General features: G+C 34.3%; 20 protein-coding genes and 2 tRNA genes. 16 read left to right on the top strand and 6 right to left on the bottom strand.

Annotated features, from left to right (window positions below; all coding sequences use genetic code 11):
• Positions 1–210 precede the first annotated feature (210 nt).
• The 6 genes from QM406_RS09240 to rlmH all read right to left on the bottom strand — a co-directional run bounded on the left by QM406_RS09240 (position 211) and on the right by rlmH (position 3,392).
• A tRNA-Asn gene (locus tag QM406_RS09240) sits at positions 211–284 on the bottom strand.
• 120 nt (positions 285–404) lie between these two features.
• The gene (comE, locus tag QM406_RS09235) at positions 405–1,157 is read right to left on the bottom strand and encodes a competence system response regulator transcription factor ComE (protein ID WP_049530388.1); all 753 of its coding nucleotides are present in this window, start codon (positions 1,155–1,157) and stop codon (positions 405–407) included.
• Positions 1,154–2,473: a competence system sensor histidine kinase ComD gene (gene comD / locus QM406_RS09230; RefSeq protein ID WP_414274057.1), complete on the bottom strand. Its 1,320-nt coding sequence runs from the start codon at positions 2,471–2,473 to the stop codon at positions 1,154–1,156. The genes comE and comD overlap by 4 nt, the downstream gene beginning before the upstream one ends.
• A 22-nt stretch (positions 2,474–2,495) precedes the next feature.
• A complete protein-coding gene (locus QM406_RS09225) occupies positions 2,496–2,630 on the bottom strand; it encodes a ComC/BlpC family leader-containing pheromone/bacteriocin (RefSeq protein ID WP_080979250.1) in 135 nt (44 codons plus the stop codon).
• 165 nt (positions 2,631–2,795) lie between these two features.
• Positions 2,796–2,869: transfer RNA gene (locus QM406_RS09220), tRNA-Arg, on the bottom strand.
• Positions 2,870–2,912: 43 nt separating this feature from the next.
• The gene (gene rlmH / locus QM406_RS09215) at positions 2,913–3,392 is read right to left on the bottom strand and encodes a 23S rRNA (pseudouridine(1915)-N(3))-methyltransferase RlmH (RefSeq protein ID WP_049549099.1); all 480 of its coding nucleotides are present in this window, start codon (positions 3,390–3,392) and stop codon (positions 2,913–2,915) included.
• A 184-nt stretch (positions 3,393–3,576) separates the two neighbouring features.
• On the opposite strand from rlmH, the gene QM406_RS09210 reads away from it, so the two are divergent.
• The 16 genes from QM406_RS09210 (at position 3,577) to QM406_RS09135 (ending at position 20,334) form a co-directional block, all read left to right on the top strand.
• Complete coding sequence (locus tag QM406_RS09210) at positions 3,577–4,761, top strand: S1C family serine protease (RefSeq protein WP_414274056.1); 1,185 nt, start codon at positions 3,577–3,579, stop codon at positions 4,759–4,761.
• A 56-nt stretch (positions 4,762–4,817) separates the two neighbouring features.
• Positions 4,818–5,576, top strand: a complete 759-nt coding sequence (locus QM406_RS09205) for a ParB/RepB/Spo0J family partition protein (protein ID WP_414274055.1) — start codon at positions 4,818–4,820, stop codon at positions 5,574–5,576.
• A 221-nt stretch (positions 5,577–5,797) separates the two neighbouring features.
• Positions 5,798–7,153 (top strand): chromosomal replication initiator protein DnaA, encoded by a 1,356-nt coding sequence (dnaA, locus tag QM406_RS09200; RefSeq protein WP_414274054.1) that lies wholly within the window; start codon positions 5,798–5,800, stop codon positions 7,151–7,153.
• A gap of 157 nt (positions 7,154–7,310) precedes the next feature.
• Positions 7,311–8,447: a DNA polymerase III subunit beta gene (gene dnaN, locus QM406_RS09195; RefSeq protein ID WP_414274053.1), complete on the top strand. Its 1,137-nt coding sequence runs from the start codon at positions 7,311–7,313 to the stop codon at positions 8,445–8,447.
• A gap of 66 nt (positions 8,448–8,513) precedes the next feature.
• Positions 8,514–8,708, top strand: a complete 195-nt coding sequence (locus QM406_RS09190; protein ID WP_000285188.1) for a DUF951 domain-containing protein — start codon at positions 8,514–8,516, stop codon at positions 8,706–8,708.
• 84 nt (positions 8,709–8,792) lie between these two features.
• Positions 8,793–9,908 carry a redox-regulated ATPase YchF gene (gene ychF, locus QM406_RS09185; RefSeq protein ID WP_045762398.1) on the top strand — a complete coding sequence of 372 codons (1,116 nt, stop codon included), beginning with the start codon at positions 8,793–8,795 and terminating at the stop codon, positions 9,906–9,908.
• A gap of 72 nt (positions 9,909–9,980) precedes the next feature.
• Positions 9,981–10,550, top strand: coding sequence for an aminoacyl-tRNA hydrolase (pth, locus tag QM406_RS09180; RefSeq protein WP_045613244.1), 570 nt, complete (start codon positions 9,981–9,983; stop codon positions 10,548–10,550).
• Positions 10,543–14,046, top strand: coding sequence for a transcription-repair coupling factor (gene mfd, locus QM406_RS09175; RefSeq protein WP_414274052.1), 3,504 nt, complete (start codon positions 10,543–10,545; stop codon positions 14,044–14,046). The genes pth and mfd overlap by 8 nt, the downstream gene beginning before the upstream one ends.
• Positions 14,047–14,109: 63 nt before the next feature.
• The gene (locus QM406_RS09170) at positions 14,110–14,376 is read left to right on the top strand and encodes an RNA-binding S4 domain-containing protein (RefSeq protein ID WP_001234970.1); all 267 of its coding nucleotides are present in this window, start codon (positions 14,110–14,112) and stop codon (positions 14,374–14,376) included.
• Positions 14,369–14,737 (top strand): septum formation initiator family protein, encoded by a 369-nt coding sequence (locus QM406_RS09165; protein ID WP_000277028.1) that lies wholly within the window; start codon positions 14,369–14,371, stop codon positions 14,735–14,737. The genes QM406_RS09170 and QM406_RS09165 overlap by 8 nt, the downstream gene beginning before the upstream one ends.
• 6 nt (positions 14,738–14,743) lie before the next feature.
• On the top strand, positions 14,744–14,866 hold the full coding sequence (locus QM406_RS09160; RefSeq protein ID WP_045762396.1) for an SP_0009 family protein: 123 nt from the start codon (positions 14,744–14,746) through the stop codon (positions 14,864–14,866).
• A complete protein-coding gene (locus tag QM406_RS09155) occupies positions 14,859–16,127 on the top strand; it encodes a serine hydrolase (protein WP_281335681.1) in 1,269 nt (422 codons plus the stop codon). The genes QM406_RS09160 and QM406_RS09155 overlap by 8 nt, the downstream gene beginning before the upstream one ends.
• Positions 16,124–17,401: a tRNA lysidine(34) synthetase TilS gene (gene tilS / locus QM406_RS09150; protein ID WP_414274051.1), complete on the top strand. Its 1,278-nt coding sequence runs from the start codon at positions 16,124–16,126 to the stop codon at positions 17,399–17,401. Before QM406_RS09155 ends, tilS begins: the two co-directional genes overlap by 4 nt.
• A 4-nt stretch (positions 17,402–17,405) precedes the next feature.
• Positions 17,406–17,948, top strand: coding sequence for a hypoxanthine phosphoribosyltransferase (gene hpt, locus QM406_RS09145; protein WP_301393796.1), 543 nt, complete (start codon positions 17,406–17,408; stop codon positions 17,946–17,948).
• A gap of 16 nt (positions 17,949–17,964) precedes the next feature.
• Positions 17,965–19,923, top strand: coding sequence for an ATP-dependent zinc metalloprotease FtsH (ftsH, locus tag QM406_RS09140; protein WP_315640227.1), 1,959 nt, complete (start codon positions 17,965–17,967; stop codon positions 19,921–19,923).
• 195 nt (positions 19,924–20,118) lie between these two features.
• The gene (locus tag QM406_RS09135; protein WP_414274050.1) at positions 20,119–20,334 is read left to right on the top strand and encodes a hypothetical protein; all 216 of its coding nucleotides are present in this window, start codon (positions 20,119–20,121) and stop codon (positions 20,332–20,334) included.
• Positions 20,335–20,471 lie beyond the last annotated feature (137 nt).

Genomic DNA, 20,471 nt, shown 5'->3' with positions numbered 1-20,471 from the left:
GTTTTAGGAACTTTGACAACTTTAAGAAACGAATTTTCATCGCTCTTAATATAAAAATAGAGAGGACAACGATTGTCCTCTCCAGATGTTAGCTTTTTATTCAACCCACTACAGTTGACAGAGAGCCCCGTATGTTAGGTATGCCTCCCCTCATTGCATCGGAAAAAGAATCAAAAAAAGGAACACCAAATTAGTGTTCCTTTCATCTGACTCCGCCAGTAGGACTCGAACCTACGACATCATGATTAACAGTCATGCGCTACTACCAACTGAGCTATGGCGGATTAAATAGTCCGTACGGAATTCCAACCCGTGTTACCGCTATGAAAAGACGATTTCTTAACCAACGGACCCTCTACCTGTAGCAGATATAACCATTATATCAATTTATCAAAAATTGTCAATTACTTTTTTTGGTTTTTAGCCATTAGTTCTCTCAATTTTTTAGTTTTTAGGCGAGAGATAGGACAACGATGATCTTCATAAAATACAACTTCCATTTTTTTACGATCAATTTCTCTCACATTACCAATATTGACTAAAAATGACTTGTGAGCTAGATAAAAACGTTGGGTTTCCTTATCCTTTTCTTGAATATCTGTCATTGTTCCATAGAATTCTTTTGCAAAATTCTTACCTACAATTCGTAATTTATGAGAAGTTCCCGTTGTTTCAATGTAGAGAATATCATGATAAGGAATACAAAGATCATTTCCTTTATAACTATAATCAAAATAATCAACGACTGATTGGTTTTCAAGTAAAGTAGTTTTAGTGTAAAGCACACAGTCGGCAACTCTATTTTTAAAAACTTGATCACTGGTTTCTTTATCAATGAAATCCAATGCTGAAACTTTGTATTTATAAGTCAAGGTAGCAAATTCAGATCGACTTGTAATAAAAACAATAATGGCATAAGGATTGCGATGACGAATAAATTGAGCAACCTCAAATCCTTTTCTCTCAATCCCATTGATATCAATATCTAGAAAATAAAGCTGATTAACTTCATCATGCTCTACATATTCCATAAACTCTCTCACTTTTCCTGTTGTTTTATAGGAGATAGGAATATTTGTTTCCTTAGAGATTTTATTCAAAGTTGTTTCCAACCTTACTTGGTGTTCTATAATATCTTCTAAAATTAATACTTTCATATCAGTTCCCTCTTAAATCTAATCACTTGTTTAAATACATCATTATCAATTTCTGTTTCTAAAATAACATTGTCATATTTTCCTAAAATTTCTTTAACATTATTGAGTCCAAGTCCTCTATGTCTTCCTTTAGTTGAAAATCCTAATTCAAATAAATCTTCGGATTTTACCTTTCTTTTTTTACAAGAGTTTTGGATAACAACTAGGGTTTCAAGATCCAATTTGATGATAGCTACCTCTAGTTGTTTTTGATAGCTTTCAACTGCCCCTTCAACAGCATTATTGAGCAGAACGCTCATCACGCGCACCAAGTCTAATAATTCCATAGACAAAGGTGTGATGATATCTTTTACCTCTAATGTGTACTCTACATCATTCGTTTTCGCATTGACAATAGATTGAGCAATCAAACTACGAAGTGCTGAATCCTCAATATTGTTCAAATCGAAATAGGTATACTTGTCTGAACGTAATTTTTGATTCGCCTTTACAAGAACTTCACTGTAAACTCTGTCAATTTCTTGTAAATCTTTACTTTCGATCGCCATTCTTAAGCTGACAAGCATGCCTGTATAATCATGGCGAAAACCACGAATTTCATTATATAAAGTAACAATCTCATCCGTGTAAGTTTGTAAATGTTTTTGCTCAAACTTCTTTTGTTCCAATTCAATCTCTTTTTCTATTTGAACCTTGTGAGAATTCATAGAAAAGAAAGTCAAAAGTAGGCCAACAAAAATAATGGATGATAAAATACTTCCAAAACCATTTAAGTGACGAATCGTACTCACAATATCTGAAGTGAAAGAGACAACGTGTAGAAAAATAAATGTAAAGAGCACTTTTTTCAGAAAAGGATATAGATAGTCTTTATCAAAATATTTAAATTCGAGATGGAAATAAGAAACAACAACTTTAATAACCAAATAAGTTAAGATCAGGATAAATAGAGAAAAATAATTGTTATACTTCAATGCAAACTCATCTCCTGTAATAGATGATAAGGTTACTGATAAAAAGTTATTAGTACTATTATATAAAAGAGAAAATAATAGACTGATAAAAATTCCCTTAGATTTCTCATACTTCTTAAATCCAACAAAGTAACCAAATAGGAGGAAAGGAAATAACAATTTAGACAAACCAAAACTATCTAAGTTCAAGAAATGGAGAGTTACTTCTAATACTAATGGTAGTAGAAAGATATAAAGACTAAAAAAATATTGGTCTTTTCTAGTTGCTTTACAAACCCATTCATGAATTTTACTAATAATAAAAACATAAACAATAGCAATTACTAATCCGAATAAATCCATTATTTCCCACCTTTATTTTTACTTACTTACTTTTTGAAAAAAGAAAATTATTTATTGTATACATAGGTCTCCATTCCCCACCTCTAATTTCCTGCAGTTCTTTTTCATTCAATTCTTGGAAATCTTTCATTTGAGCAAAATCTGTATTCTTTTTCATAATATAAACTCCTATAATGTTTTTCTTGTAAATTAACTTACAAAAATATTATATAAAATCTACGATACCTATAGAGAATTATTTCTCAAATGCTCAAATTTTCTTCTGAAATGTCAAATTTTTACAAAAAAAGCTGGGATTTTTTCCCAGCTTACGATTTAACACTGATCCCAGCAGGATTCGAACCTGCGACCGTTCGCTTAGAAGGCGAATGCTCTATCCAGCTGAGCTATGAGACCTTACCTATCTATCTTATCAAAAAAAGCTAGCTTAGTCAATCATCTATTTGTGATAGGGTGATCCTTGTTGAATCGAAAATGCTCTATAGATTTGTTCTACTAAGACTAATCTCATCAATTGATGAGGAAGCGTTAATCTCCCAAAACTAACAGAGAGATTGGCTCTCTTTTTCACCTCTGGAGATAGTCCTAAACTCCCACCAATGATAAAAGTGATTGTCGAAAATCCATTAATGGAGGCTCTTTCAAGCTGCTTGCTGAATTCTTCAGAAGAAAAAGTTGTTCCTTCAATAGCTAAAACAACTACAAAATCACGATCTCCTACTTTAGAAAGAATGCGGTTCCCTTCTAACTCCAAAATTTTTTGATTTTCAGATTCGCTAGCCCGATCTGGTGTTTTTTCATCAGCCAACTCAATCATTTCTAAATTAGCAAAGCGTGAAATCCTTTTGGAATATTCAGCTATGCCATCTTTGAGATATTTTTCTTTCAGTTTTCCAACTGTTACCACTTTAATTTTCATTCTTCTATTCTAACATATTCACACTCAATTTCACATCTTATTCACAGAGAAGATTTTGAAAAAATTCAATAAATTCACAGGTTTTTGAAAGTTATCCACAAGTTGTGAAAAACTTTCTTTCTTTAAGCTTGGATTAAGCTAGCTATTTTATACTTTCATTGATTAAAAAAACATGGAGGCTTCTATGAAAAACTTACAAACTAGTTCCAAAAAATGGGGACAACTTTTATTAGTCATTCTCATTAGCTTTTTTAGTGGTGTTTTAGGTAGTTTTACGACATTGCAACTAAGTCAAAAACAAAACACTAGTCCAACAAATACCACCACTGTCAGCAAAACAGCTGTAAAAAATGAAAACTCAACTACACAGGCAGTCGATAAAGTTAAAGATGCTGTGGTATCTGTCATTACTTACTCTGCAAACTCCCAAAATAGTTTATTTGGATCTGCAGAAACTGATACAGATACAAATACTGAGCAAGTTTCTAGCGAAGGTTCTGGAGTTATTTATAAAAAAGAAGGTAACTTTGCTTACCTCGTAACCAATACTCACGTTATCAGTGGAGCTAAAAAAGTGGATATTCGTTTAGCTGACGGAACCAAAGTTCCAGGTGAAATTGTCGGTTCTGATACTTATTCTGACATTGCAGTTGTAAAAATTGCTGCAGATAAGGTGACTACCGTAGCTGAATTTGGAGATTCTGATCAACTAACAGTCGGAGAGACTGCCATTGCAATCGGAAGTCCTCTAGGTTCTGAGTACGCCAATACCGTTACACAAGGTATCGTGTCAAGTTTGAATAGAAATGTTTCTTTAAAATCTGAAGATGGACAAGCTATCTCTACAAAGGCTATCCAAACAGATACAGCTATCAACCCTGGAAACTCTGGCGGTCCCCTTATCAATATTCAGGGACAAGTAATCGGAATTACATCTAGTAAAATAGCCACAAACGGTGGAACTTCTGTGGAAGGACTTGGATTTGCGATTCCTTCAAACGATGCCATCAATATTATCAATCAATTGGAAAAGAATGGAAAAGTCACTCGACCAGCCTTGGGCATTCAAATGGTCAACCTTTCAAATCTTAGTAGCAATGATTTACAAAGATTGAATGTACCATCAAGTGTCACTGCAGGAGTAGTTGTTCGTTCTGTTATAACTAGTATGCCTGCCAATGGACATCTACAACAATATGACGTCATTACAAAAGTGGATGATAAAGCTATTTCTTCAACTACTGAATTACAAAGTGCTCTATATAGTCATTCTATCGGAGATAGCATGACCATTACATACTACCGTAATGGCAAGGAAGAAACAACTACCATTAAATTAGATAAGAGTACTAGTGATTTGGAACAATAGTTTACAGATATGTAAAGTTGCTTTACAGAATATCTAAGTTGTGTTAATGTAGAATTATGGAAGAATTTAAAATTGTTCAAATAAAAGATATTCAAAAAAATCCCTATCAACCTCGGAAGGAATTTTCAGAAGAAAAAATTCAAGAACTGGCACAATCTATTAAGGAAAACGGCTTGATTCAGCCTATTATCGTTAGAAAATCTCCAGTACTTGGATATGAAATTCTAGCTGGAGAAAGACGGTATCGTGCTTCAATAGCTGCTGGACTTTCAGAAGTTCCAGTCATTGTTAAGCAACTTTCTGATCAAGATATGATGCTTCATTCTATCATTGAGAATCTCCAACGAGAAAATTTAAATCCTATTGAGGAAGCTAAAGCATATCAATCCTTAATTGATAAAGGTTTTACCCACACAGAAATTGCTGAAAAAATGGGAAAATCTCGACCTTATATTACAAACCTAGTTAGATTATTAGGGCTACCTAAACATATCCTGATAGAGGTTGAAAGTGGAAAACTTTCCCAAGCTCATGCTAGACTCCTCATTCAATTATCAAGTGATAAACAAGATAAACTCTTGAATCGTATTCAAACTGAAAATCTCTCTGTTCGACAAGTTGAACAAATACTACAAAAAACGAAGAAGAGCAGCAAAAAAGAAAAAGATCACTTTGTCAAAGAGGAAGAGCAAAAATTGAAAAAAATACTCGGATTAGATGTTCAGATTAGCCTTCAAAAAAAAGATAGCGGTAAAATTACTATTTCCTTCCATAACCAAGATGAATACCAACAATTTATTAACAGCCTGAAATAAGGCTGTTATTTTAGTATTCTTAACGAACATAGTTATCCACTGCATTTTAGTTTTTAAAAGCCCAGTATTTCAGAAATTTTCTTAGTTATCCACAAAATGTGGATAACAGTTAAAAACATTGTTAATTGTTTTCCACAAGTTGTGGAAAAATAATCTTATCTATGGTAAAATGATTCTATCAATAAACCTTTTAAATTCTATAGTAAAGGAGGAGAAAATCATTGAAGGAAAAACAATTTTGGAATCGTCTTTTAGAACTTGCACATGATAAATTAACTCAGTCAGTTTATGATTTCTATATTTTAGACGCAAAACTGGTTAAAGTTGAAGAAGATACTGCAACAATTTTCTTACCCCGCGATGAAATGCAGATATTCTGGGAACGAAATATCAATGGAATGCTTTTAGCAGCAGGTTTTGAAATCTATGATACTGAAATAAAAGCTCATTATATCTTCACGAAAGTTGAAGAAGCTAGCTCACAAGTAGCTTTCGAGTCTGAACCTGGCAACGATTATCAACCAATTCCATCCACTATTCCATATTCTGAAACTGGACTCAAGGAAAAGTATACTTTCGATAATTTTGTTCAAGGGGATGGTAATGTTTGGGCTAAGTCTGCTGCTTTAGCTGTTTCTGAAGATCCAGGATTAACTTACAATCCTCTATTTATCTACGGAGGTCCTGGACTTGGAAAAACTCACCTGTTAAATGCCCTTGGAAATGAAATTCTGAAAAAGAGTCCAAATGCGCGTGTAAAATACATACCTGCTGAAAGCTTCATTAATGAATTCCTAGAGCATTTGAGACTCAATGATATGGAAAAATTCAAGAAAACTTATCGTAGTCTAGACCTCCTACTCATTGATGATATTCAATCACTTAGTGGAAAGAAAGTACAAACTCAGGAAGAGTTTTTCAATACATTTAACGCCCTTCACAATAATAATAAACAGATTGTTTTGACGAGCGACCGTAGGCCTGAACATTTAGAGAGTCTACCTGAACGTCTGGTCACGCGCTTCTCTTGGGGATTAACGACAGATATCACACCACCTGATTTTGAAACACGTATTGCTATTTTACAGAGTAAGACTGAACATCTCAACTATCATTTTCAAAATGATACACTCGAATATTTGGCTGGACAATTTGACTCTAACGTGCGAGAACTCGAAGGAGCACTCAACGATATCAGCCTAATGGCCAAAGTCAAAAAGATTAACGATATCACAGTTGACATTGCAGCTGAAGCTATTCGTGCTCGTAAACAAGACGTTAGCAAAATGATTGTAATTCCAATTGATAAAATCCAGACAGAAGTTGGAAACTTCTATGGTGTTAGTGTCAAGGAAATGAAGGGAACTAGGCGTGTTCAAAATATCGTTTTAGCCCGTCAAGTTGCCATGTATCTAGCCAGAGAAATGACTGATAATAGCCTTCCTAAGATTGGAAAAGAGTTTGGTGGTAAAGACCACACAACGGTTATTCACGCTCATGGAAAAATCAAATCCATGCTTGAAACAGATGATAATTTACGTATAGAAATTGAAAATATCAAAAAGAAAATTAAATAACTTGTGGATAACTTTTAAAAAAATCTCTTATTTATCCACATCTTTTAAACAAGGCTCTGTCCTTGAGTTTTCTTGATTACAAGTGTTTTTCCACAGATTTCACACGCTCTATTATTACTATTATCCTTCTAATAATAAAAAGAATAAAGGAGAATCCATGATTCATTTTTCAATTAATAAAAACTTATTTTTACAAGCCTTAAATACAACAAAGAGAGCTATTAGCTCAAAGAATGCAATTCCTATTTTATCGACTGTAAAAATTGATGTTACCAATGAAGGAATTACCTTGATTGGATCAAATGGTCAAATCTCAATCGAAAATTTTATCTCGCAAAAAAATGAAAATGCAGGTCTCTTGATTAACTCTTTAGGTTCAGTTCTACTGGAAGCTTCTTTCTTTATCAATATTATTTCAAGTCTTCCAGATGTAACACTTGATTTTAAAGAGATTGAACAAAAGCAAATTGTCTTAACTAGTGGAAAATCAGAGATTACTCTTAAAGGAAAAGATAGTGAGCAATATCCACGTATTCAGGAAATTTCTGCAAGCAATCCTTTAGTTCTTGAAACAAAACTTCTTAAAAAGATTATCAATGAAACAGCTTTTGCAGCTAGTACCCAAGAAAGCCGTCCTATTTTGACAGGTGTCCACTTTGTTTTAAGCAACCACAAAGAATTAAAAACAGTTGCGACAGACTCTCACCGTCTCAGTCAGAAGAAATTGACTCTTGAAAAAAATAGCGATGATTTTGATGTTGTCATCCCAAGTCGTTCGCTACGCGAATTTTCAGCTGTTTTTACGGATGATATCGAAACAGTAGAGATTTTCTTCGCCAATAATCAAATTCTCTTTAGAAGTGAAAATATTAGCTTCTACACACGTCTTTTAGAAGGAAATTATCCAGATACAGATCGATTGATTCCAACAGATTTCAATACAACAGTGACTTTTGATGTTGCTAAACTACGCCAGTCTATGGAACGTGCTCGCCTCTTATCAAGTGCGACACAAAATGGTACTGTTAAATTAGAAATCAAAGAAGGAGTTGTAAGTGCTCATGTTCATTCTCCAGAAGTAGGGAAAGTAAACGAAGAAATTGATACTGAAAATGTAAGTGGTGCTGATTTGACGATTAGTTTCAACCCAACTTATTTGATTGAAGCACTAAAAGCTTTGAATAGCGAAAAAGTAACAATCAGCTTTATTTCAGCAGTTCGTCCATTTACTCTGGTTCCAGCTGATACAGATGAAGAGTTCATGCAGCTCATCACGCCAGTTCGTACAAATTAATGGAAAGAGGTTGAGCCTAGCTCGCCTCTTTTATGGTATAATCGAAAAAGAAAAAGGAGACTAACTATGTATCAAGTTGGAAATTTTGTTGAAATGAAAAAACCTCATGCTTGTACGATTAAGTCAACAGGCAAAAAGGCAAATCGCTGGGAAATTACCCGTGTTGGTGCAGATATCAAAATAAAATGTAGCAATTGTGATCATGTGGTCATGATGAGTCGCTATGACTTTGAAAGAAAAATGAATAAAATCATAGACTAACCCCCCATCATAAGAGGGTTAGCAAGTTTTCCCTTTTTGTGTTATAATATTGAAGATTGAAATGTGAACGGAGAATGAGAAACTATGGCTTTAACAGCAGGTATCGTGGGTTTGCCAAACGTTGGTAAATCAACCCTATTTAATGCAATTACAAAAGCAGGAGCAGAGGCTGCAAACTATCCTTTTGCGACCATTGATCCAAACGTTGGAATGGTAGAAGTTCCAGATGAACGCCTCCAAAAATTGACGGAAATGATTACTCCTAAAAAGACAGTTCCAACAACCTTTGAATTTACAGATATTGCAGGGATTGTAAAAGGAGCATCAAGAGGAGAAGGTCTTGGGAATAAATTCTTGGCCAACATCCGTGAAGTTGATGCGATTGTTCATGTGGTTCGTGCCTTTGATGATGAAAATGTCATGCGTGAGCAAGGTCGTGAAGATGCCTTTGTGGACCCGCTAGCAGATATTGATACCATTAACCTAGAGTTGATTCTTGCTGATTTAGAATCAGTCAATAAACGTTATGCGCGTGTGGAAAAAATGGCACGTACTCAAAAAGATAAGGAATCAGTTGCAGAATTTAACGTTCTTCAAAAGATTAAACCTGTTCTTGAAGATGGAAAATCAGCTCGTACCATTGAATTTACAGATGAAGAGCAAAAAGTTGTCAAAGGACTCTTTCTCTTGACAACGAAACCAGTTCTTTATGTAGCTAACGTTGATGAGGATGTGGTTGGAGACCCAGAATCTATCGATTATGTGAAACAAATTCGTGAATTCGCAGCAACAGAAAATGCAGAGGTAGTGGTTATCTCGGCGCGTGCTGAAGAAGAAATTTCTGAATTAGACGATGAAGATAAAAAAGAGTTTCTTGAAGCTATTGGTTTGACAGAATCAGGTGTGGATAAGTTGACTCGAGCTGCTTATCACCTACTAGGACTTGGAACTTACTTTACAGCTGGTGAAAAAGAGGTTCGTGCTTGGACCTTTAAACGTGGCATGAAAGCTCCTCAAGCGGCTGGTATCATCCACTCTGACTTTGAAAAAGGATTTATTCGTGCAGTGACCATGTCTTATGACGATTTGGTAAAATACGGCTCTGAAAAGGCTGTAAAAGAAGCTGGACGTTTGCGTGAAGAAGGAAAAGAATATGTCGTGCAAGATGGCGATATTATGGAATTCCGCTTTAACGTTTAATCAATATTTAAAATAATGTCAATTAGGTTGGAAAAAAATTCCAACCCTTTTGACTTTTGAAAGGAAATTTAAATGACAAAATTACTTGTAGGATTGGGAAATCCAGGAGATAAATATTTTGAAACTAAACATAATGTTGGCTTTATGCTGATTGACCAACTAGCAAAAAAACAGAATGTTACCTTTACACACGACAAGATATTCCAAGCTGAACTAGCTTCATTTTTCCTTAATGGGGAAAAAATTTATCTGGTGAAACCGACGACTTTTATGAATGAAAGTGGAAAAGCTGTTCATGCATTGTTAACCTACTATGGTTTAGATATTGAAGATTTACTGATTATTTACGATGATCTTGATATGGAAGTCGGAAAAATTCGTCTTCGTGCTAAAGGATCAGCTGGTGGTCATAATGGAATTAAGTCGATTATTCAACATATTGGTACACAGGTTTTCAATCGTGTAAAGATTGGTATTGGTAGACCTAAAAAAGGAATGTCTGTTGTTCACCATGTTTTGAGTAAGTTTGATCAAGAAGATTATATTGGTATTTTACAGTCAATTGACAAGGTTGACGATGCTGTAAATTATTATTTACAAGAAAAAAACTTTGAAAAGACGATGCAGAAATATAATGGGTAAGGAAATGGCATTAATCGATTTCTTTTTAGAGAATAAACAAATTCTATCTTGGCATGAGAACTTACCACAGAAACAAAGACAATTATTGCTAGGTCTTTCTGGCTCAGCAAAATCGTTAGCGATTGCTAGTAGTCTGAAGAGTCAGGATAAGATTTTAGTGATGACTTCCACATATGGAGAAGCTGAGCGTCTGATTAATGATCTAATATCCATATTAGGTTCTGATCTGGTTTATCCATTTCTAGTAGATGATTCACCAATGGTTGAATTTTTGGTATCATCTCAGGAAAAGATTTTTTCTCGGGTTGAAGCTTTACGTTTTCTAAGAGATGAGTCTCAAAGAGGGATTTTAGTTTGTAACGTCGCAGCTAGTCGAGTATTCTTGCCGAATCCTCAAGTTTTTGATGATAGTATCTTAGAACTTCAAGTGGGGCAAGAATGCGAACAAAGAGAATTAAAAAATCACTTGATTTCTCTTGGTTATAAGAAAGTTACACAAGTTCAAAGTCAGGGAGAATTTAGCCTTCGTGGAGATATTCTAGATATATTTGAAACTTCACAAATATGTCCTTATAGGATTGAATTTTTCGGTGATGAGATTGATGGCATTAGAGAATTTGATACTGAAACTCAATTATCAAAAGATAGTCAAACTCAAGTACTAATCTATCCAGCTAGTGATATTTTGTTAACGAATGAAGATTATCATCGTGGTCAGAAATTTTTAGAACATGAGATTGATAAGGCACTTTCTCCAACTTTAAAGTCTTACCTAGAAGAAGTTTTTAGTTGTACGAAAGAGCAAGTTCTTCATGCAGATATTCGCAAGTTTTTGTCTGTATTTTATAAAAAACAGTGGACCTTGATAGACTATTTGAATCAAGTTCCTGTTATATTTGATGATTTTCAAAAAATCATGAACCAGTACGATGCTTTTGATAAGGAAACAGCTAGCTACTTTACAGATGATTTACATAATAGTAAAGCAGTATCAAGTTTACAATATTTTGCTGATGTAGAAAGTCAATTTAAAAAATATGTACCAGCGACTTTCTTTTCAAATTTTCAAAAAGGGCTTGGAAATTTGAAATTTAATAATCTGTACCAGTTCAATCAATATCCTATGCAGGAGTTCTTTAATCAGTTTTCTTTTCTGAAAGAAGAAATTGAACGTTACAAAAAATTAAAGTATACGATTGTTCTTCAATCAAGTAGCAAAACTGAACTAAAGAAACTGTCAACGATCCTTGATGAATACGATATTAAAGTTGATAATAGCAATGAAAGTGAAATCTGTAAAGGAACTGTCAATCTTATTGAAGGAAATCTGCGACATGGGTTTCATTTTGTAGATGAGAATCTTGTATTTATTACTGAATATGAAATTTTTAAAAAGAAGATTAAACGCAAGTATCGAAGACAAAATATCAGTAACGCTGAACGATTAAAGGATTATAATGAACTCCAAAAAGGAGACTATGTTGTTCATCAAATCCATGGTATTGGTCAATATTTAGGGATCGAAACGATTGAAATCAAAGGGATTCATAGAGACTATGTAAGTGTTCTATATCAAAATGGAGACCGTATTTCTATCCCTGTGGAGCAGATACAGACTCTTTCTAAGTATGTTTCTAGTGATGGTAAGGCTCCAAAGTTAAACAAATTAAACGATGGACGTTTTAAAAAAGCGAAGCAAAAAGTAAAGAGTCAAGTTGAAGATATTGCAGATGATTTAATTAAGTTATATGCAGAGAGAAGTCAACTTAAAGGTTTTGCATTTTCAAAAGATGATGAAGATCAAGTTGCTTTTGACGAAGCATTCCCATATGTAGAAACTGAGGACCAACTTAGAAGTATCGAAGAGATTAAGAAAGATATGCAGGCTTCTCAACCGATGGACCGACTTTTAGTTGGAGATGTGGGTTTTGGTAAGACAGAAGTAGCAATGCGAGCTGCGTTTAAGGCTGTCAATGATCATAAACAGGTTGTCGTTTTAGTGCCAACAACCGTTCTTGCTCAGCAACATTACAGTAATTTTAAGGAAAGATTTGAACAATTTGCTGTCAACGTAGATGTTTTGAGTCGTTTCAGAAGTAAAAAAGAACAGACTGAAACACTTGAGAAGTTAAAAAAAGGTCAAGTAGACATCTTGATAGGGACCCATAGAGTCTTGTCTAAAGATGTTGAGTTTGCTGATTTGGGGTTGATGATTATTGATGAAGAGCAACGTTTTGGTGTTAAGCATAAGGAAGCTTTGAAGGAATTAAAAAAGAAGGTTGATGTCTTAACTTTGACAGCGACACCAATTCCTCGAACTCTTCATATGTCTATGCTAGGTATCCGAGATTTATCAGTCATAGAGACTCCTCCAACAAATCGATATCCTGTTCAAACCTACGTACTTGAACAGAATGATCGTATCATTCGTGATGCTGTATTGAGAGAAATGGATCGTGGTGGTCAAGTTTACTATCTTTACAATAAAGTTGACACGATTGAAAAGAAGGTTTCAGAGTTACAAGAACTTATTCCAGAAGCTTCTATTGGATTTGTCCATGGTCAAATGAGTGAAATTCGCTTAGAAAATACACTTCTTGATTTCATTGAAGGACAATATGATATTTTAGTAACTACAACAATCATCGAGACAGGAGTAGATATTCCAAATGCTAATACCTTGTTTATAGAAAATGCAGATCATATGGGATTGTCAACCTTGTATCAATTAAGAGGTCGTGTTGGTCGTAGTAATCGAATTGCTTATGCTTATCTCATGTATCGTCCAGATAAAACTTTGACAGAAGTTTCTGAGAAAAGATTAGATGCCATCAAAGGTTTTACTGAACTAGGTTCTGGTTTCAAAATAGCTATGCGTGATTTATCCATTCGTGGAGCTGGAAATCTATTAGGAAGCTCTCAGTCTGGATTTATCGATTCTGTTGGTTTTGAGTTGTACTCTCAGTTGTTAGAAGAAGCAATAGCTAAGAAAAATGGAACTGACAAAAAACGTGAAAAAGGAAATGCTGAGTTAATTCTACAAATCGATGCCTATCTTCCAGATGAGTATATTTCAGATGAACGACATAAAATTGAAATTTACAAGAGAATTCGTCAGATTGATAACCGTGTCAACTATGAGGGATTACAAGATGAGTTGATCGATCGTTTTGGAGAATATCCAGATGTCGTTGCTTACCTTTTAGAAATTGGATTAGCTAAAGCATATCTTGATAAAGTATTTGTCAATCGTGTAGAAAGAAAGGTTAATAAGCTGGTCATTCAGTTTGAAAAAATATCGCAACAATTATTTTTAACACAAGATTATTTCCAGGCTCTTTCTCAGACAAGTTTGAAGGCAAATATTTCAGAAAATCAAGGTTTAATCGAAGTTGTTTTTGATATTCGTAATAAAAAGGATTATGAGATTTTAGAAGGTCTTTTAACTTTTGGAGAATCATTAGCAAACATAAAAGATTCAAAAGAGTCGAATTAGGTATGACATTTTTCTTCTATAAAAGGGATAAAAATGGTACAATAATAATTTGAGGTAATAAAAATGAGATTAGATAAATATTTAAAAGTATCAAGAATTATTAAGCGTCGTACAGTAGCTAAAGAAGTTGCAGATAAGGGACGTATCAAGGTAAATGGTATTCTTGCAAAGAGCTCTACAGATTTAAAAATCAATGACCAAGTTGAAATTCGTTTTGGAAATAAATTGTTGCTCGTAAAAGTGTTAGAAATGAAAGATAGCACTAAAAAAGAAGATGCTGCAGGTATGTATGAAATTATCAGCGAAACAAGGGTAGAAAACGATGTATAAAAAAATTGTACAAATGAATAATTCTTTTATTCAAAATGAACACCAACGTCGTAAATACTTGATGGAAGAACGACAAAGACGAAATCGTTTTATGGGCTGGGTTTTGATTTTGATTATGTTGTTGTTCATCCTACCAACCTATAATTTGACTCAAAGTTATCAGCAACTACTCGAACGTCGCCAACAGTTAGCCGATTTGAAAAAACAGTATCAAGAATTGAGCGATGAAAAAGATAAAGAATCGAATCTTGCAACCAAATTAAAGGATGAAACATACGCAGCCAAGTATTTGCGTGCAAAATATTACTATTCAAAATCATGGGAGGAAGTTTATACTATTCCGGACTTACTTCCTAGGTAATGTAAAATGGAAAATTTATTAGATATTGTAGAAAAGTTTTTAAGTCAATCAGATGAAAAATTAGAAGAGTTAGCTCAAAAAAATCATCTGTTACGGCTACAAGAAGAAGAGGAAAAAAAGAATGCGTAAATTTTTAGTGATATTACTACTTCCTATTTTTTTAAAAAGTGTCCAAGTAGTAAGCACTGAGAATCCAGTTATCATTCCAAACCAAGAAGTTTATTCCTTAACCCACGCTTCGTATCATTTTTACTATCAAGATGTTATAGAATCTCCAAAATTTTATGGTGAAACGTCTGTTTATTCTACAGAAGATTTGATTAAAGAATCAGGAAAAGTCAATGCAGATACAAAATTATCTGTTTTAGAATGGAGATTAAATAAACAAGGACAGCCTGTCTTTAAATTGTCAAATAATCAATTTGTGATGGCTGATAAACGACTTTTATACGATAGTTCAATTGTCAACGATTTTTCTAAACGAGTATGGTTAGAACCAGGATTTGTCGTTTATAATAGTCCTTATGATCAACAAGAATTAAAGTCTACTTTAGCAGCTTATCAAGAGGTTGAAGTAGATATGTCTATTTTTGCTGGTGGTCATGAATTTTTACATATCAAACAAATTGGTTGGGTTTCGACGGATTACATTTCCAACGATGACAATCGTATTCAGAAAGTACAAGAGTTGTTATCTGCGAATTATCAAAATGAACAGTTTTCTATTTATGTTAAACAATTGAGCACGGGTAAGGAAGCTGGGATTAATGAAAATCAAAAAATGTACGCTGCTAGTGTTATGAAATTGCCTTATCTTTATTATGTTCAAGAAAAAATCAATCAAGGTGATTACCAACTTGACACGAAATTGAAGTACATTTCTGAAGTAAATGATTTCCCTGGTTCTTATAAACCCGAAGGAAGTGGAAGCCTCCCTAAAACAGCGGACAATAAAGACTACACTCTCAAAGATTTAATTACAAAGACAGCGAAAGAATCTGACAATGTAGCTCATAATATTCTTGCTTATTATATTACGAATAAATCAGATGAAGCCTTTAAAAACGAAATGGCTACTATCGCGGGTGAAGAATGGAACGTAACAGAGAAGTTAGCTTCAGCTAAAATGGCTGGTCAAGTTATGGAATCTATTTATAATCAGAATGGTTTTGTTTTAGAATCTCTATCGCAAACAGCTTTTGATAATCAGAGGATTGCTAAGAATATTTCTGCTAAGGTAGCCCATAAAATTGGAGATGCAGATGAATTTAAACACGATGTAGGAATAGTTTATACAGATTCTCCTTTCATTATTTCAATCTTTACCAAAAATTCTGATTATGATACCATTTCTAAAATTGCTAAGGATGTCTATGAGGCCCTAAAATGAGAGACCAAGATTTTTTAAATCATTTTCTAGAAAAAGGTTATTTTAAAGATTATTCACGAGTTGTACTAGCCTTGTCTGGTGGATTGGATTCGATGTTTCTCTTTCACCTTTTATCAACTTATCAAGAAGAACTCGGGATTGAATTATTTTTAGCTCATGTAAACCATAAACAACGATTAGAATCGGATAATGAAGAATATGAATTAAGAAAACTAGCTGAACAAGTTGGAGTTCCAATTTACGTAGCTCATTTTACTGGAGATTTTTCAGAAGCAAATGCTCGTCAATTTCGCTATGATTTTTTTAGAGAAGTAATGGAGAAAACGTCCTCTACAGCTCTTGTAACAGCTCATCATGCAGATGATCAGGCTGAGACGATTTTTATGAGAATGATTAGGGGGGGGAGATTACAACATTTATCAGCTATTAAAGAAAGACAAGAGTTTGATAAGGGAGAGTTAATTCGTCCGTTGCTATCTTTTTATAAGAGGGATTTTCCTGAAGTTGAGCATTTTGAAGATAGGACGAATAAAGAAAATCATTATTTTCGCAATCGAGTTCGTAATATTTACTTACCACAACTGGAAAAAGAAAATATTCAGCTAAAGAGAGCGTTTTTAGAGTTTGGAAAAGAAGTATCTGACTATCAAATTGCTCTGACTGAATTATCTCAAACAGTCAATGTGGGAGATTTAACTCAGTTTTTATCTTTTAGTGAAGCAACGCAACGAGTTTTACTACAACAATACCTTAGTCGTTTTGCTGATTTAAATGTAACAAGAGAACAATTTCAAGAAATTCATCATATTTTAAAAACTAAGAGTCAATATCGCCATTGTATAAAAAATGGTTATGAACTTGTAAAAGAATACCAGCACTTTCGAATTTGTAAAATCAGACCAAAGTCTGATGAAAAAAGTAGTGAGTGTGTGTTAAACTATCAAAATCAAGTTCATTATGAAGGTTATTTATTTTCATTTGGAATCCCCCTAAAAGGAGAAAATGTTCAACAAATAAATGTTTCCCGTGAAACATCGTTGATTATACGGCATCGACAGCCTGGTGATTATTTGATAAAAAATGGTCATCGTAAAAAACTAAGACGACTTTTTATTGATTTAAAAATTCCTAAAGAAAAACGAGAAAAAGCTATTATCATTGAGCAATTTGGAAAAATTTGTTCAGTTTTAGGAATTGAAATCAGTGATTTGAGTAAAAAAATGAAAAATGATATAATGAACACTGTACTTTATATAGAAAAAATAGATAGGTAAAATCATGTTAGAAAAAGATATCAAGAAAATTTTGATTTCACAAGATGAAATTACAGAAGCAGCTAAAAAATTGGGTGCTCAGTTGACAAAAGATTATGAGGGAAAAAATCCGATTTTAGTTGGAATTCTAAAAGGTTCTATTCCTTTTATGGCAGAATTGGTGAAATATATTGATACACATCTTGAAATGGACTTTATGATGGTCTCTAGCTATCATGGTGGGACTGTAAGTAGTGGTGTCATTAATATTAAACAAGACGTAACTCAAGATATTAAAGGTCGACATGTTGTCTTTGTAGAAGATATCATTGATACTGGTCAAACCTTGAAGAGTTTGAGAGAAATGTTTACTGCAAGAGAAGCAGCTTCTGTTAAGATTGTCACCATGCTTGATAAACCAGAAGGTCGTACAGTAGAAATCGAAGCAGATTATACATGTTTTACAATTCCAAATGAATTTGTTGTAGGCTACGGTTTAGACTATAATGAAAACTATCGTAACCTTCCTTATGTAGGTGTATTGAAAGAGGAAGTTTACTCAAAATAGAAGGGTAAGTGTTTGAATGCAAAAACAAAATAATGGTTTCATAAAAAATCCATTTCTTTATTTGTTGATGATTTTCTTGCTAGTGACAGGATTCCAGTACTTTTTTGCTGGCAGATCTGCTGGTCATAGTCAACAAATTAAGTACTCAGAATTGGTTCAGGAAATCACTAACGACAATGTAAAAGAAATGACCTACCAACCAAGTGGTAGTGTTATTGAAGTGTATGGTGTCTACAAAACTGCTAAGACAGAGAAACAGGAAACGGGAATTCAATTTTTTACACCCTCTGCTACAAAAGTAGAGAAATTTACAAGTATTGTCCTCCCATCAGATACAACTGTAGCGGATTTGCAAAAGTTAGCAAGTGAACATCAAACAGAAATTGAAGTGAAACACGAAAGCTCAAGTGGTATGTGGATTAACATCCTGGTTTCAGTAGTACCATTTGCTATCTTATTCTTCTTCCTCTTCTCTATGATGGGAAATATGGGCGGAAATAGCGGACGTAATCCAATGAGTTTTGGACGTAGTAAAGCTAAGGCTGCTAATAAAGAAGATATCAAAGTTCGCTTCTCAGATGTCGCAGGCGCAGAGGAAGAAAAACAAGAACTTGTTGAAGTTGTTGAATTCTTAAAAGATCCAAAACGATTTACAAAATTAGGTGCTCGGATTCCAGCTGGTGTTCTCTTAGAAGGACCTCCGGGAACTGGTAAAACATTACTTGCCAAAGCAGTCGCAGGAGAAGCTGGTGTACCATTCTTTAGTATTTCAGGTTCTGACTTTGTAGAAATGTTCGTCGGTGTCGGTGCGAGTCGTGTACGTTCTCTCTTTGAGGATGCAAAAAAAGCAGCACCAGCTATTATCTTCATTGATGAAATTGATGCCGTTGGTCGACAACGTGGTGTCGGTTTAGGTGGAGGTAATGATGAACGAGAACAAACCTTAAACCAACTCTTGATTGAAATGGATGGTTTTGAAGGAAATGAAGGAATTATTGTCATTGCGGCAACAAACCGTTCAGATGTTCTTGATCCGGCTCTACTTCGTCCAGGCCGTTTTGATAGAAAAGTATTAGTTGGTCGTCCAGATGTTAAGGGACGCGAAGCAATTTTGAAAGTCCATGCTAGAAATAAACCTTTAGCTGAAGATGTAGATTTGAAATTGGTAGCACAACAAACTCCAGGTTTTGTTGGTGCCGATTTGGAAAATGTATTGAATGAAGCAGCCTTAGTTGCAGCTCGTCGTAATAAATCAGTGATTGATGCTTCTGATATTGATGAAGCTGAAGATCGTGTTATCGCTGGACCATCTAAGAAAGACAAGACAGTTTCACAAAAAGAACGTGAATTGGTTGCCTACCATGAGGCAGGACACACCATTGTCGGTCTAGTATTGTCAAATGCCCGTGTTGTTCATAAAGTTACCATAGTACCACGTGGACGTGCAGGCGGATATATGATTGCACTTCCTAAAGAAGACCAAATGCTTTTATCTAAAGAAGATATGAAAGAGCAATTAGCTGGCTTAATGGGTGGACGTGTAGCTGAAGAGATTATCTTTAACGTCCAAACAACTGGAGCATCTAATGACTTCGAACAAGCTACTCAGATGGCGCGTGCGATGGTTACAGAGTATGGTATGAGTGAAAAACTTGGTCCAGTACAATATGAAGGAAGTCATGCCATGTTTGGTGCACAAAGCCCTCAAAAATCAATTTCAGAACAAACAGCTTATGAAATTGACGAAGAAGTTCGTTCATTATTGAATGAAGCACGAAACAAAGCTGCTGAAATTATCCAGTCAAATCGTGAAACTCACAAGCTAATTGCAGAAGCATTATTGAAATACGAAACATTGGATAGTACACAAATTAAATCTCTATACGAAACAGGAAAGATGCCTGAAACAATAGAAGAGGAATCACATGCACTATCTTATGATGAAGTAAAATCAAAAATGAGTGAAGAAAATTAATTATCTTAAATACTATAAACAGAGGAAGCGCAAGTTTTCTCTGTTTTTTATAAAAAGTTGAGGGAAATCTAATTTAAATCAAAGATTTTTATATAATAGAAAACAAAATACAAGTTCACCTATGTTAATGCTCTCTTAGAGAAAATGATTCAAATTTTCTGAAAACAAGAGAGTCAAAAGCGTCGCCTAGACCGGATGGCCTATGAAGAAGTAGGGGAGATTAGCCATCGCCTACCAGAAGGAGGATTGTGGGTGGATGATTACTACGCCCTTCATGAATTGTTGAATACTTATAGAAGAAAATTACCAGAAGATAAACAAGAAGCCTACGAACGCCTCTGGGCAGACGAACGATTTAAAGGCCGCAAAGCCCTTCTCAGAGAGCTGAAGGAATTAATTCAGGAGAAATGAAAAAAAGTTAAAAAAAGGTGTTGACAAAGTAAGAAAAGTCGGTATAATAGTAAGAGTTGAAAATAACAACTCCGGTCCGTTGGTCAAGGGGTTAAGACACCGCCTTTTCACGGCGGTAACACGGGTTCGAATCCCGT

Origin of the sequence: Streptococcus infantis, assembly GCF_047465035.1 — a bacterium.
GTDB lineage: Bacteria > Bacillota > Bacilli > Lactobacillales > Streptococcaceae > Streptococcus > Streptococcus infantis_T.
Note: the sequence above shows the minus strand (reverse complement) of the source record. Positions and strands in the feature narration are given on the sequence as shown.

Coding starts and splice junctions, on each gene's coding strand:
- comE (WP_049530388.1), bottom strand. CDS start 1,157: ATGAAAGTATTAATTTTAGAAGATATTATAGAACACCAAGTAAGGTTG.
- comD (WP_414274057.1), bottom strand. CDS start 2,473: ATGGATTTATTCGGATTAGTAATTGCTATTGTTTATGTTTTTATTATT.
- QM406_RS09225 (WP_080979250.1), bottom strand. CDS start 2,630: ATGAAAAAGAATACAGATTTTGCTCAAATGAAAGATTTCCAAGAATTG.
- rlmH (WP_049549099.1), bottom strand. CDS start 3,392: ATGAAAATTAAAGTGGTAACAGTTGGAAAACTGAAAGAAAAATATCTC.
- QM406_RS09210 (WP_414274056.1), top strand. CDS start 3,577: ATGAAAAACTTACAAACTAGTTCCAAAAAATGGGGACAACTTTTATTA.
- QM406_RS09205 (WP_414274055.1), top strand. CDS start 4,818: ATGGAAGAATTTAAAATTGTTCAAATAAAAGATATTCAAAAAAATCCC.
- dnaN (WP_414274053.1), top strand. CDS start 7,311: ATGATTCATTTTTCAATTAATAAAAACTTATTTTTACAAGCCTTAAAT.
- QM406_RS09190 (WP_000285188.1), top strand. CDS start 8,514: ATGTATCAAGTTGGAAATTTTGTTGAAATGAAAAAACCTCATGCTTGT.
- ychF (WP_045762398.1), top strand. CDS start 8,793: ATGGCTTTAACAGCAGGTATCGTGGGTTTGCCAAACGTTGGTAAATCA.
- pth (WP_045613244.1), top strand. CDS start 9,981: ATGACAAAATTACTTGTAGGATTGGGAAATCCAGGAGATAAATATTTT.
- mfd (WP_414274052.1), top strand. CDS start 10,543: ATGGGTAAGGAAATGGCATTAATCGATTTCTTTTTAGAGAATAAACAA.
- QM406_RS09170 (WP_001234970.1), top strand. CDS start 14,110: ATGAGATTAGATAAATATTTAAAAGTATCAAGAATTATTAAGCGTCGT.
- QM406_RS09165 (WP_000277028.1), top strand. CDS start 14,369: ATGTATAAAAAAATTGTACAAATGAATAATTCTTTTATTCAAAATGAA.
- QM406_RS09160 (WP_045762396.1), top strand. CDS start 14,744: ATGGAAAATTTATTAGATATTGTAGAAAAGTTTTTAAGTCAATCAGAT.
- QM406_RS09155 (WP_281335681.1), top strand. CDS start 14,859: ATGCGTAAATTTTTAGTGATATTACTACTTCCTATTTTTTTAAAAAGT.
- tilS (WP_414274051.1), top strand. CDS start 16,124: ATGAGAGACCAAGATTTTTTAAATCATTTTCTAGAAAAAGGTTATTTT.
- hpt (WP_301393796.1), top strand. CDS start 17,406: ATGTTAGAAAAAGATATCAAGAAAATTTTGATTTCACAAGATGAAATT.
- ftsH (WP_315640227.1), top strand. CDS start 17,965: ATGCAAAAACAAAATAATGGTTTCATAAAAAATCCATTTCTTTATTTG.
- QM406_RS09135 (WP_414274050.1), top strand. CDS start 20,119: ATGGCCTATGAAGAAGTAGGGGAGATTAGCCATCGCCTACCAGAAGGA.